The sequence below is a fragment of the Paenibacillus sp. WLX1005 genome (assembly GCF_046603685.1).
In the GTDB taxonomy this organism is placed as follows: Bacteria; Bacillota; Bacilli; order Paenibacillales; family Paenibacillaceae; genus Saccharibacillus.
In genome coordinates, this window is sequence record NZ_CP176756.1 from 4,610,590 (window position 1) to 4,624,355 (window position 13,766).

Here is a 13,766-nt window from a genome sequence, read left to right on the forward strand (position 1 = left end):
GCCCTCCTAATTTATCTTTATCTAGTTATACTTTTAAAAAAGCTCTCTAACTGTTTAGCGATTGCTATTGCCAATAATGGAGGTACTGCATTCCCAATCTGCATGTTTACACTTTCTTTACTTCCTACAAAATGAAATGAATCTGGAAAAGATTGTATTCTTGCGCCTTCTCGTGAAGTTAATGCTCTATTTTGGATGGGATGTATACATCTAAAGGAAGAGGGAGTTGATAAATTATTAGTTATTGTAGAGCTGGGTTTGTCCCACCATAATTTACCGTATGTGTTATTATACCCTGAAGTTAAATAATATTTTGAATCTAATTCTCCATTAACAACTAATTCATTTATATATTTTTTTCCTTCTCCAGGTATCACAACTTCCATAATTCTTAGCATTTTTTCTCCATTTATTCCATTATAATGATTTGTTAAATCATCACAATCGCCTCTCATTAATTGTTGATATCTAGTATAAGTTTCAATTTCATAATTTTGCTTTGATTCTCCGTTAAGTAATGTTGGAAGATCCCCTATCGCATCTTCTAAAGTCAAAAACTGTTCTTCTCTTTGATATATAGGAGAAGGAAATTTCCACTTGGAAGAAACATTTAAATCTTTTCTTATACCTACTAAAAATACTCTCTCGCGATTTTGGGGTACTCCAAAATGCTTAGCATTTAGTACACTCTCTTTAATTTCGTATGACAGATCAATATTAAAATCTGAAAAATCGCTAAATTCATTTTTAATATCATCTAATACAGGTTGGCCGATATTATTTTTTATTGTTAATAAACCTGTAACATTTTCGAATAAAAATACTTTAGGTTTAATAAAAGATAATATTCTTCTATATTCTTTGTACATTTTTGCTCTTGCATCGTATTGCCTTTTACCTACTGTACTAAAAGATTGACAGGGGGGCCCTCCAATTACTAAATCTACATTTGTATAATCAATATTTTTCTCAACCAAATATTCTTCAGAAATATTAGCAACATCACAATTTAGTAAAGGAATCCGAGGAAAGTTTAACGAAAAAGCCTTGGCAGCATTTATATCTAATTCATTAGCAAATAGTATATGATAATTTCTATTGTTCACAATTTATTATTTCTAATTCTATTTTTAAATCCTAAAGTCAAACCTCCTGCTCCAGAAAATAGATCTATTACTCTTATCATTAATAATCCCCCTAAAATTCCCTAATAATATCATTTTCTATATACTAATCTCGAAATAATTTCAACTTATCACTTTGCCATATTCGCAATTTTTTTTAGGAGCCACAAGATCAAAGACACAGAGTCGGAACAAATAGATTAGCTCCTTTTAGCAGAAAACACAGATAAAAGATGGTCTTTAAAATCAAACCGAATCAAGCTTAATAGCATACTTTGGAACATTAAACATAAGATCCTCAAAGAGATCTACCCGAACATTTTATACCTTAAAAGGGTATACTTCTGATCTAAGTTATGAAACAAAGATGACGTTTTCCAACAAATCTTTGTATATCTGACACGAGATGCGGACTTGCAGAATATTTTGTTGCATAGTAGATCATGTAAAGTTCATCAGCACGCAGTAAGGACTAAGAACACCAAAATCCAAACCATACTAAAGGCATTAGGCAATCCCGTTTGTCTATTTTTAAGGCTTGGAAATGTTCATGACTCTAAGGTCGCGATTAACCTTATTCTGGACATTACGCTGACTGGTCGTAAAATTTTAGCAGGTAAAGCTTATGGAGCTTTGGAGTTTTGAAGATTCGAATGTAATATATATTTAGTCGCAACATGCCACGTTTTACATCCCACCCAAGTCTAATACAAAAGATCCATGACACTACGATTTTTCCATTTATAAAAAACTTCATTTCGTCGAGTTTTTATTTAATAAACTCAAATAATTTTTTTGGAATCGCTACACGTTACGATAAGTTTCTCCGAAATTTCTTAAGCTTTGTTTTAGCTTCTATCATAATTGTACTCAAGTAGTTATAATTTAGATAGATTTTTTTTAGACATACTATAATTATGACTTTTAAAGAAACTCTCATGGAAGCAGCTACGTTTTCTATATTAGACTAATTATAATTGAATTTTTCCAAATCTAGCTTTTATGCTTAATTTCATTGTATGACCTATTTTCTACACAAATCTAGCTAATAGCTATTTTATATTCACACTTTCTTAGCAGTCTCATTCTAAATAGACATATAGATTCACTTTTTAGCCAAAACACTTCGGTTAGAAAAAGTATATTAAGATTCCCTTTCTATTTCCAGACACCTTTCGATTCAAATAAAAATAATATGAGGACGCGAACTTACTCGCGTCCCCAATCACCGATTATTAATTCAAACCCTGCCATACCAACACTGCCACCGACTCCACATGCACCGTATGTGGAAACATATCAACCGGCTGTACTTCCACCGTACGATACCCACCTGCCTCCAAAACCTGCAAATCCCGTGCCAGCGTCGACGGATTACACGATACATACACAACCTTCTCCGGCTGCATCTGCAAAATCGTCTCCAGCAACCGCGGATCGCAGCCTTTGCGCGGTGGATCGACCACGATCACGTCCGGCGTAATGCCCTGCTCTTTCCAGCGTGGAATCACATCCTCGGAAGCGCCAACCTCAAACTCCACATTGCTCATACCATTCAGCTCAGCATTTTTCCGAGCATCTTCAATCGCTTCCTTCACAATCTCCACACCGTACACTCGCTCGGCATGTTGCGCGAGGAACAGCGAGATGGTGCCGATTCCGCAGTACGCATCAATCACCGTCTCCTTACCCGTCAATCCGGCATACTGTACCGCCTTCTCATACAATACTTCCGTTTGCACCGGATTCACTTGGTAAAACGACCGCGCCGAGATGGCAAATTTCACATCGCCGATGTAATCGTGGATCACTTCGTTCCCCCACAATACAATCGTCTCATCGCCGAAAATAACGTTCGTTTGCTTCATGTTAATATTCTGGCAAATGCTAACCACCTGCGGCATTTCGGCGCGGATGCGTTCGATCCATTCCGGTTTACGGGGCAAGCGTTCGCCGTTGGTGACGAGGACGACCATCATCTCATTGGTGCTGAAGCCGACTTTCACTACGACGTGACGCAGGATGCCTTCACCAGTTTCTTCGTTATACGTCGGGATGCGCAGGTCGCTGCCGATCTGTTTGACTTTATTCACCAGCTGATCGTTGCGACTATCTTGAATCAGGCAGCTTTGCATATCGATAATCCGGTGACTGCCACGCGCGTAGAAGCCGCCGATCAGGCGACCGTCTTGTTCACCCATCGGTACTTGGGCTTTGTTACGGTAACGCCAAGGTTCCGCCATACCTAGCGTTGGCAGAACACGGATACCCGATGTGGAAGTAGCCTGTTGACGTGGATCAGTAGAAGTCGTGTTCTCATTGGCACCTGCGACGTTATCGTTGCCGTGAACGTTATCCATGTCTTGAGTTAACGCAATTTCGTTTATTGTACCTGTAGCTTTGTCTGCTTCATCGCTATTTCCATCCATATCTGTTTGCTCCATAGAGGATGAATCTGCCAACACTTTGAGCTTGCCGATCCGCTCCAGATTGTCGATGACGTGCTGGCGTTTCCATTCCAGCTGTGCATGGTAGTTCATATGCTGAATCTGGCAGCCGCCGCATTGGGAGAAAATCGGGCATGGGGCGTTGACGCGATCTGGGCTTCCTTGTAGTAGGGTCAGCATTTTGGCGTAACCGTACTGCTTTTTCGTTTTGACAACACGGGCTTGTACCTTTTCGCCGGGCAATGCGCCAGAGACGAATAATGTGTAGCCGTCGGTGCGTCCGACGCCTTCACCTTCATGGGTCAGTCCGATAATATCCAATTCCAGTTCGTCGTTTTTGGAGACGGGCAGGTTGGCGATTGCCGCCGTTGTAGCTGCCGATTGACGTCGGGGAGCGTTATGTTTTTTACCGCCTCTGCGGTTGTTATTGTTCATGATTGCTTCTGTTCCACCTTCATTAAATTGATCTGTCCGAAACGTGCATCGACACAGATCGGGGCATAGGATTGTTCCATATGCGTAACTATTAAATTGTATAGAAAACTGCACGACGTTACAATACATATCGCTACTTTACCGACGGATTGTTGGATTTTTATCGACATTTGCACGTAGAAATGCATCATTTTGCTCGTTCCCGACGACTAAGCACAATAGTACATGGAAAAGTATTCTGTTCTTCTGTATTTCGTTGTTCTACATCCCTCTTTTGTGCATTATGCTATTATCTATTTCTCTTTTCTATATTGCTCTGTTTTGCATTATGCTACTTCTCTACTTTTCTATCCTACATTCTGCTGTTCTCTATCCTTCTCTTACACTCTATTAACTGGAATAGATCGAGCAGAACGTACGGTCAAATCTGCCTGCGAGCAAGTCTTCTTTGCGAATGAAAAAGTGCATATAGCCTGCATCCCACCAGACGAAGCCGATTTGCTGGTCGCTATCCACTTCTAGCAGCATGAATACATCGTCTAGCTCCTGCTGCAAGCGCGCTTCATCTCCGCCAAAATGCGGCAATAGCCGTTTGCGATCCTCTTCACTTTTGTACAGATACTTGCCATTGTACCAATACGACGTGGCGATGAGTTCATCGTCACCGTGCTGACCTTCGGCATAGCCGAACAGTTGACCGATTCTGTTATCCGGCTTCCAGTCCATCTCCTCGCTGATGAGCATATAGCTTTCATCGGATTCTTCGGTCAGTGTGTCCTGATCTAACAGATACAGAGTACTGTAACCATAGTTCGGGAATTCTACATCTGCATGCGCATGCACCTCATACGCTTCAAACTTGATCTGATCTTCTTCCTCCAAAATCGTAAAGTCTTCTTCCTCCTGATACCGTAGCTGAGATACATCATCTCCATTCCAATACAGCACCTGATGCTCAATGTTCTGCGCGGTTTCCCCTTCCCCTGCAAAAAAGTACAATATTCCCTGCTTAGGCAATAACGAGCTATGTACACCTTGATATGCTTCATCCTGTATTTCTGCTTGCAGTTGGGCAAGGTTCAATTGCGCGATTAAGGTCATCTTATGTCCGTCTCGCGTCTGCGGCCATGTCAGCTGCTCTGGCAAATCAGGGGAACCGCCAAAGCGTGAATGTCCGATGCGCTCATGACCTTTTTCACCGCGGATCAATTTCACCACAGGGCGCTGGTGATTGCGCAAATAATGCTCTAGCTCAGGCGCTTCGTACTTGTCGAGTAGTTTCTTTAATTCCGCGTCAGGCAGCAGATTCGGGTAATTGGAATACGTGGTCATTGTAGATAACTCCTTTCAAATATAAGCCTATTGGACAAAAAATCGAAATATCGTACTGATAGAATCTGTTGGACAACCATTACAAAATAAAGCCTCCGTCGTCCGTATGCTGTTCTTTCTTTGCAGAAATTCAGTATAGGGACGGTGGAAGCTTGAGATGATTTGACTATTCATTACAATCTGAATCTGTTACGGCAATCTTCTATTCTGCAATCTTCTATTCTCATGAAGATTAACGCCACTTACCTTTACAACAGTCGATTATCGTTAGCGAAGATGCGCAGCTTGTGCTTGAGCACTTCAAACTTACCCGGTAGCTTGCCGCCTAATTCTCCGTCGAGATTCAGCATCACGCGGTCGTTGTTCGGTGATTCAATCTCTATACGACTTGTGCGGAAGTATAGTACCTTCGGATCTCCTAGATGCTCCCCACGCAGCGCCATTGTGACGAGGCGGATAAACTCGGCGAGATTGCAATTTTTCACAGCAATGACATCGAATAATCCATCGTCGATACGCGCGTCAGGTGCCAGCTTTTCAAAGCCGCCGACGGAGTTTGTATTGGCGACGAGGAAGATCATAAACTGGTCATGGATCGGGTCCATACCTTCCGGGCGGATGATCAGCTCTGTTGGTGCGAGATTGACCATCTTCTCGATGCCTTTCATATAATATGCCATCTGACCGATCATCGTCTTGAGCTTGCTGGGCACTTCATATGTCAGCTCGGTAAAGGAACCGCCACCAGCGATGTTGATAAAATAACGATCGTTCACTTTGCCGATATCAATCGGACGTGTCTGCTGACGGATGACGAGATCGCAGTACTCTTCCCAATTACGCGAAATGCCCAGCGCACGGGACAGATCGTTTGTCGTTCCCAGCGGGAAGATGCCCAGCGGTGGCGGGTTGTCGTACGCCGCCATCCCGTTGATGACTTCATAGATCGTACCGTCGCCACCTGCGGCGATGATCATATCGTATCCACCGCGTTCAATCGCATCCATCGCGGCATGGGTTGCATCGTGCTCGCCAGTTGTTGCATGACAGCTCGTTTCGATACCGCCCTGATCCAGACGCTGCAAAATATCCGCCAAGCGGCGGCGCATTTCTTCGCGTCCGGAGGTCGGATTATAGATTAATCTCGCTCTTTTCATTCCATTCTGCCACCTATTGTTGATGTGATAAGCCTGTTGAAGCAGTAATACGGCTATACGTTCCAGTCAGAGATATGCAAAATAACAGGCTCGGCTATGTTCTATTGTTTCCGTATACGTTCTTGACCTGTACTATTGTTCACCTGCTGCAATAATAGATCCGCTTGTCGCTCCATCCAATGGGACAGACGCGGATGCGGCAGCAGCGCTTCACCGGCATATTGATAGCTTAACCCTTCCAGTCGGCGGGGAATCACGGTATTCAGGAAATAGCCCCGACTCAGAAACAACGGCGCAACCAGCACCCGATACCCACGATTACTCCATTTGCGCGTCTTCAGCGTCAAGCTGTCAGGATTCAGCAGGGCATAGTCTGCATACGCGGTGCCACTAACATGACCGATTCTTCGCGATAGGGAAGATATGCCTTTTACCCAGCGATGCAGAAAGCCTGGATGAATGCTGCCATGACCGACGACCAATACGACTTCACGCGCCGGGTCTTCTGACAGGTGCTTGATTTTATCCCAGATCATATGCGCAATATCCTCGTCATCGTCGACCGGATATCCGAAATGAACATTCGCCGTAATAGCAAAAGGCTCCAGATCGGTTTCTTTTTCCGGAGCTTCTTTGATGCCAAGGGCATACCCTATTTCGTCGATATGTGTACTGCCAGAGGATACAAACAGGGGGATAACCAACAGATCGGTTACCCCTTGATGCTCCAGCTCATTGATTCCATCCTGTATTAATCGCCCTGGCACATTGTCCAGATAGCTGCTGTATACAGGCAAGTCTGCCGGAAAAGATGTAGCGGCGACGGCTTCGTCAATCCAATGCATCCATTCCGACTCCGGCGATCCATGACTAATAATCAATATCCCCGGTTTGCTCATCCGTTATCGTCCCAGACGCTCCAGCGTCATTTTGTAGCCGTCGTTGCCATAGTTCAGGCAGCGTTTTACACGCGAAATGGTTGCCGTGCTTGCGCCGGTTTCCGCTTCGATCTGGTTGTACGTTGCACCTTTGCCAAGCATACGAGCGACTTCAAGACGCTGAGACAGAGATTGAATTTCGTTTACAGTGCACAGGTCATCAAAAAATATATAACATTCTTCCAAATTTTTGAGCGTCAGAATCGCTTCGAATAATTGATCTACGCTTTTATCATCAAGTTTTTTAAGTTGCACGATTAGATCATCCCCTACTACGGTTAATGTACCTTCATTGTATAGATTCCCATTTGTTTTTTCAAGCGTTAACGATGTACAGTGTTGCAGAATAACAACGCCGGAACAGTTTGGCTGTGCCGCAGTAAAGCCAGGAACGCGTATGAAAATATGATTATTCTTTTCAATATTCGTTGTCCTTTTCAGCAGGACAGCAAAAAACGCACCGTTCCCTATCTAGCGGCTGATAACAAAGGTCTGTCGGGAAATGCGGCAATCAACGATTTACCGATCTCTGTCCGCATATGATAGACAGTGCTATTATTTTGAAAATAGTTGAGCGTACAGAAGCATCATGAAAACATAACGTCACTCTATAGCAACATCCATCATCATACTGATGTCCATTCGGTCATTGATCTTGTCTTGGTTCACAACATGTAAAATAGAAACATTCTATGACATATACATACGCTGCATTTCCATATTGCCATCTTTATCTGGCATTTGTATTCGATATCAGTCCATTCTGTATTTCAGCTTGTTGCCGTTATTTAAACCAGCCTCGCCGTGTGAACAGCAGCATCATCCCGCCGCCCAGTATGAGCATGAGGAACAATATAGCAAAATAGCCGTATTTCCAATGCAGCTCCGGCATATTGTCGAAGTTCATTCCGTAAATGCCCGCGATCAACGTCAACGGCATGAATACGGTCGTAATCACGGTCAATGTCTTCATAATGCCATTCATCCGGTTGGAATTGAGCGAAATATAACTATCCCGCAAATCCGACGTCATCTCACGATCTGACTCAATCATATCGGACAGCTTGAGCAAATGATCGTAAATATCGCCAAAATACGAATGGTGCTCGTCGACTTTCTGAATATGCTGGGAGTTAATAATCCGATACATCAGATCACGCATCGGCACAATCGTCCGGCGGAGCTTGAGTAGCCTTGAACGTAGGGCGAACACCTGGTTCAGCAGCTCATCCACCGCTTCATTCGGACCGAGTTTCTCCAGCGCATCCAATTCATCCTCAATATCGAACACGCATGGAAAATATTCATCGACGATTTTATCGATAATCATATAGGCGACAGCAATCGGTCCGCGCAGCCATTTGGGGCGTTTGCCATCATGGTAGCTCAGCACACGTTGCCATGCAGTATCAACTTCTTGATGCTGCTCATGATGAAACGAGACAATCAGACGATCGCTAACGAACAGATCGACTTCCTCAGCATTCAATGTATCGCGCTGTACTTTATGCAAAACGAGAAATTGGACATCCCCGTAGTAATCCATCTTGGGACGTTGCAGCAGGTGCATACAATCCTCTACTGCCAGCGGGTGAAAATGAAAAAAGGTGCTTAGTAGCTCCGACTCTTCTTCTGTCGGTCGATCAAAATCGACCCAGCACCAAGCATATTTCTCATGATGAATATCTTCCAGTGGCACATGCTCCACAATAGTATGTTCTGGTGTGATGCCAAGTATGCGTATCAACCGGCTCATCCTCATTTCCTACAAGAATCGCTAATCTTCCGCGAGTATATCACAACTGGATATGCAGCACATAGTCTGGCGCCACAGCGCATAAAAAACCGCCGTCACAGAGCAACGGCGGAATAGTATACGTATCATCGCCTGTCTGACTGACCACTCACTAGAAGTCAGACAGAGGATGATAGCTTATGCAAAGATGTGATTAGAACAGTTTGAACAGCAACAGATAGATCAGACCGGACAAACCGGCAGCGACCGGAATGGTCACAATCCACGCGATTACGATCCGACCAGCAAGTCCCCACTTCACTTCACGGAAACGCTTGGCAGCACCAACACCGAGAATGGCGGAAGTTACAGCATGCGTTGTACTGACTGGCAAATGAGTCAGTGTCGCGGTGAAGATAACCGTTGCGGACGTTGCATCTGCGGCAAAACCGTTAATCGGTTCGATTTTGAAAATTTTCGTACCCATCGTTTTGATGATTTTCCAACCACCAACCGATGTACCGAGTGCCATCGCGGTTGCAGCAGAGATTTTCACCCATAAAGGGACTTCCAGATGATCCTGCACACCAGCAGCGACCAGCGCGAACGTAATGATCCCCATTGCCTTCTGCGCATCATTCGTACCGTGCGAGAATGACTGTAGTGCGGCGGTCAGAATCTGCATCGTACGGAAGCCTTTGTTGACCGTATGCGGGCTGCGCTTGGCGAAGATCCATTTCAGAATATACATGACGATAAAACCCATCACAAATGCGATCAAAGGCGACAACAACAGACCTTCAACGATCGTACCGAATCCGCTCCAATTGACTGAATCGGAACCGGCTCCAACGAGTACCGCTCCAGCCAGCGCACCAATCAGCGCGTGAGAGGAAGAAGACGGAATACCGAACAGCCAGGTCGCCAGATTCCAGATGATCGCCGCGATCAAGGTCGCGATTACGATCTGAATCCCGTTGTCCAGCTTGGTCGGATCGGCTACACTGCCACCGATCGTTTTGGCAACGCCAGTAAAGGTAATCGCACCGACAAAGTTCATCACTGCCGCCATTAGAATGGCGGTACGTGGTGGCAATGCGCGAGTCGATACCGATGTGGCAATCGCATTCGCCGTATCGTGGAAGCCGTTGATAAAGTCAAAGGCGAGCGCCAGGAATACGACAATGCCTAATACCCATAATGAGGTTTCTACCATATTTATTCATCATTCGGTTGTGCTCCCACTCCTATCCACGGGAACCGAATGATCCTACCTCCTTAATTATCGTGAGATTTTGCCCATTCCGCAAAATCATCATGTCTGTAATGGTTCGTTTAAACTGCAATGCTGATGATCACGTTTAGCACAACGGGAGCAGTATACACCGTTCCAGCGGCAAACGAAAAACGAACCACTCTTGTACAGGTCGGTTCGATTTTCCATTCATGATCAGGAGTTGCTCATGATGATGGATTCCAGCATGTTAGCTACATCTTCACAGGCGTCGGTTGTCGTTTCCAGGCGCTCGTAGATTTCTTTGCGTTTGATCAGTTCGATCGGGTCTTTGACGTTAGCGAACAGTTCTTTGATACATTCGCGCATTACGTCATCGCCTTGGTTCTCCAGATCGTTCAAACGAATCGTATGCTCACGGATTGCCAGCAGTTTTTTCTGGGAAAGCAGGTGAATCGCTTTTTGCATCTCATACGCACACTCGCGCAGAATCTCTGCAAAACGGTTAATATATTGGTCAGGCTCACTCAGGTGATACATATCAAAACGGGAAGCACAAGCTTCCATGCCGTCGATTACATCATCCATCGTCGTCGTGAGATCCATAATATCGTCACGTTCCAGCGGTGTAATGAATGTTTTGTTCAGCTCGGTAATGATCGTATGCGTGTAAGTGTCGCACTGGTTCTCGTAATCTTTCATCGTTTTGGTGAATTGCTGGATATTGTTCAGACTCGCAACTTGTTCAGCGAAGTAATCTGCGGCCTGTACAATCGTATCCGCCATATTCTCCAGCGTCTCAAAAAAGATATCCTTCTTTTTAATACGCATTCCTCTAACCCCTTTTCACAATTGTGCCGAAACTTGTCGGCAAAATGCATTTTAAACGCATCAAACGCAAATTTGGCTCTGATAGCAACCTTTGTTATCTTATCAATCCGTACACCATTTTGTAAAGAATAGCTTATAAAATCATGCATAATTATCATACAAAAATCATACAACATTCGACGTCTACCCTATACATTACACTTAAAATGGATATTTCATCCATTTACATCCATTTTTTCACCATCAATTGTAAGATGACTGTTAAATGAGCCGCTGTTCGGCACAATGTTATAGTAGGTCACTCCGGGCACAAACGGCACTTCCTTGCCATCCTGATAAAAGCGGATAACATCGCCAGATTTGCGACTCCATTGTCCCGAAATCATATTGCCCTGTTGAAACAAAATCGCCTCCCCGCCAGAATTCATATCCAGACTGAGTCGACCGACATCGTCGAGTACTTTGTAGTCTCCACCAAGCACGAGTACATTGGCGGCGGTAAGCACCTTACCGGTATTAAGATCGATATGATCCTCGCCATTCATCTGACGTTTGTACAAACCGGTTGCTTCATTGTAGAGATAACCAACCTTGTAGCTGTCGAGCAGGAAACGTAGTTCGATCGTAGTTGCCTGTTCAGGCGCGGAATCTGCACTTCTTTCACCAGCAGGACTAGTGTTGCTTACCGCTGGATCAGACACTTCTGTAGCAGTGCCTGCCGTATTGGAATCCATGGCATCTGTTGGCGGCGTTGTTGCAGCATCCGTTGCACCAGAATCCCCGGTATCGGTTGATGATGTTGCGGATTGCTCTGCTCCATGCACAAAGGAAAATGTCGGCAAAGTTACCGTTTCGGCATAGCCCTTTTTCTGTGCGGCTTCCCGTAGTTTGACTTCATTTGTGTACAGATTATGCGGAGCCTTGCGACTGGAATCGCGCCAGAAGGGAGCGCTGGCATTGGTGATCTCGTCCAGATGCTCTGTATCATCACGCTGCAAAATAGAATAAGCGTCCGTACTGCCACCAGCATGTACTAGCAAGGCATGAAGCGTATCGCCGATATGAATCAAATACGGACGAATACTGCGTACCGGACCGATCGTAACGTCACCATGATAACTCTGATACACAGCGATCAGCCGCGTAATCCCGCCTTCTGCCAGCACCTCGTACACCATATCCGCCTGTGTTAATCCAGATTGTGGACGCGCGGCAGGCGCATTGTTAATCATCACCGCAATCGGACGTGCATCATCCGGCTGCTCCACATCCAGCCCGGTTAACGGTGCAGTATATGCAGGCTGCTGAACAGGTTCTTCCGGAATCGGCTCGGTTGACGGTGTTTGCTCTGGTACGGATACGGCTGGTGGCGCAGGCTGCGCTGCTTCTTCCGACTGGCACGCTGTAAGTACAGCGACAAGCACAAGGATGCAGCACCAGCGGCTTCTTTTCAGGGATGACAATGCGTTCATCAGTTCCTCCTTGAATAGCAGAACCGCCATACTCGTATTCATTCCTTCTTGCTACCATGCTTCGTATGATCTGCCGTGTACATCCTTTTCGCTCAGCGCTATATAGTCAGCGTAGCAGAGCCGGATGAACTTCGCATGAACAGGAATCATGGACAGAAGGGAATGAATGTGCATATTGGTTCTGAATCTAATATGACATATGAAGCTTAAACGAACCTGTAAACGTGCAACTATGTATCCTTCTGCTTCACATAATAAGCTCATTATATACATAGCTGATTCGCTAGCGGAACGGTATCCGATATATTTCTGGAATTTATATGTAAATTACTACGCTTTACAATGACTTAATATAAGAATATTAAAAAATAAGCTTGATTGTGATTTTTGTTACATATTAAATTTTAATCATGTTTTAAAATAAAGTCATGAAAGAGATGATCATTACAAATTGATTAAGGGGTGTATGAATCATGAACACATGGCTCAGACAAAACAAAATTGCAATGTGGTTGTTAACCGTTCTTCGTATTTATGTCGGCTTTCAATGGATTGAAGGCGGCTGGGGTAAATTGACTGGCGGATTCGATGCTAGCGGATTCCTGACAAATGCGATTGCACTAAGCACCGGGGAAAAGCCAGTCGTAAAAGCAGCATGGGCAGGCTTCCTAGAACACTTTGCCCTGCCAAATGTTGGATTATTCAATATACTTGTACCGTGTGGTGAGTTCCTCGTTGGTCTTGGTCTGATCCTTGGTACATTTACAACCGTCGCAGCTCTGATGGGTATGGTGATGAACTTTGCCTTCCTGTTCTCGGGTACGATCAGCACGAATCCTTATCTGATCCTGCTCGAAATCTTCATCGTCGTTGCGGGTGCCAATGCTGGTAAAATCGGTCTGGATCGCTGGGTACTGCCTTATCTGAGAACACATATTTTCAAACGCCAACCTAAACACGGCGATGGAACGCCCAATACGCCGAAGCATACCGCGATCTAACTGAATTTGCGCACTGTGTGCAGAGTTGGATAACTTGTAGAAGAATAAGCTCTGTATGTA

The 13,766-nt window shown here is 44.6% G+C and carries 11 protein-coding genes; 1 reads left to right on the forward strand and 10 read right to left on the reverse strand.

Going from position 1 to position 13,766, the window contains the following annotated elements:
* Positions 1 to 17 precede the first annotated feature (17 nt).
* From ACE3MZ_RS19775 to ACE3MZ_RS19820, 10 genes are all read right to left on the reverse strand, one after another.
* The gene (locus ACE3MZ_RS19775) at positions 18 to 1,106 is read right to left on the reverse strand and encodes a DNA cytosine methyltransferase (RefSeq protein WP_411343818.1); all 1,089 of its coding nucleotides are present in this window, start codon (positions 1,104 to 1,106) and stop codon (positions 18 to 20) included.
* Positions 1,107 to 2,359: 1,253 nt separating this feature from the next.
* The gene (gene rlmD, locus ACE3MZ_RS19780; protein WP_411343819.1) at positions 2,360 to 4,006 is read right to left on the reverse strand and encodes a 23S rRNA (uracil(1939)-C(5))-methyltransferase RlmD; all 1,647 of its coding nucleotides are present in this window, start codon (positions 4,004 to 4,006) and stop codon (positions 2,360 to 2,362) included.
* 390 nt (positions 4,007 to 4,396) lie between these two features.
* Positions 4,397 to 5,338, reverse strand: a complete 942-nt coding sequence (locus ACE3MZ_RS19785) for a DUF1963 domain-containing protein (protein WP_411343820.1) — start codon at positions 5,336 to 5,338, stop codon at positions 4,397 to 4,399.
* 248 nt (positions 5,339 to 5,586) lie between these two features.
* Positions 5,587 to 6,495: a diacylglycerol kinase gene (locus ACE3MZ_RS19790; RefSeq protein WP_411343821.1), complete on the reverse strand. Its 909-nt coding sequence runs from the start codon at positions 6,493 to 6,495 to the stop codon at positions 5,587 to 5,589.
* Between the two features lie 101 nt (positions 6,496 to 6,596).
* Complete coding sequence (locus tag ACE3MZ_RS19795) at positions 6,597 to 7,394, reverse strand: sirohydrochlorin chelatase (protein WP_411343822.1); 798 nt, start codon at positions 7,392 to 7,394, stop codon at positions 6,597 to 6,599.
* 3 nt (positions 7,395 to 7,397) lie between these two features.
* Complete coding sequence (locus tag ACE3MZ_RS19800; protein ID WP_188778663.1) at positions 7,398 to 7,688, reverse strand: YerC/YecD family TrpR-related protein; 291 nt, start codon at positions 7,686 to 7,688, stop codon at positions 7,398 to 7,400.
* A 529-nt stretch (positions 7,689 to 8,217) separates the two neighbouring features.
* Positions 8,218 to 9,180, reverse strand: coding sequence for a magnesium/cobalt transporter CorA (corA, locus tag ACE3MZ_RS19805; protein WP_411346862.1), 963 nt, complete (start codon positions 9,178 to 9,180; stop codon positions 8,218 to 8,220).
* Between the two features lie 202 nt (positions 9,181 to 9,382).
* The gene (locus ACE3MZ_RS19810) at positions 9,383 to 10,384 is read right to left on the reverse strand and encodes an anion permease (RefSeq protein ID WP_411343823.1); all 1,002 of its coding nucleotides are present in this window, start codon (positions 10,382 to 10,384) and stop codon (positions 9,383 to 9,385) included.
* Positions 10,385 to 10,618: 234 nt separating this feature from the next.
* Positions 10,619 to 11,233, reverse strand: coding sequence for a DUF47 domain-containing protein (locus ACE3MZ_RS19815; RefSeq protein WP_411343824.1), 615 nt, complete (start codon positions 11,231 to 11,233; stop codon positions 10,619 to 10,621).
* A gap of 215 nt (positions 11,234 to 11,448) precedes the next feature.
* Positions 11,449 to 12,705, reverse strand: coding sequence for a DUF3048 domain-containing protein (locus ACE3MZ_RS19820; protein ID WP_411343825.1), 1,257 nt, complete (start codon positions 12,703 to 12,705; stop codon positions 11,449 to 11,451).
* A gap of 470 nt (positions 12,706 to 13,175) precedes the next feature.
* On the opposite strand from ACE3MZ_RS19820, the gene ACE3MZ_RS19825 reads away from it, so the two are divergent.
* Complete coding sequence (locus ACE3MZ_RS19825) at positions 13,176 to 13,706, forward strand: DoxX family protein (protein WP_411346863.1); 531 nt, start codon at positions 13,176 to 13,178, stop codon at positions 13,704 to 13,706.
* Positions 13,707 to 13,766: the final 60 nt, after the last annotated feature.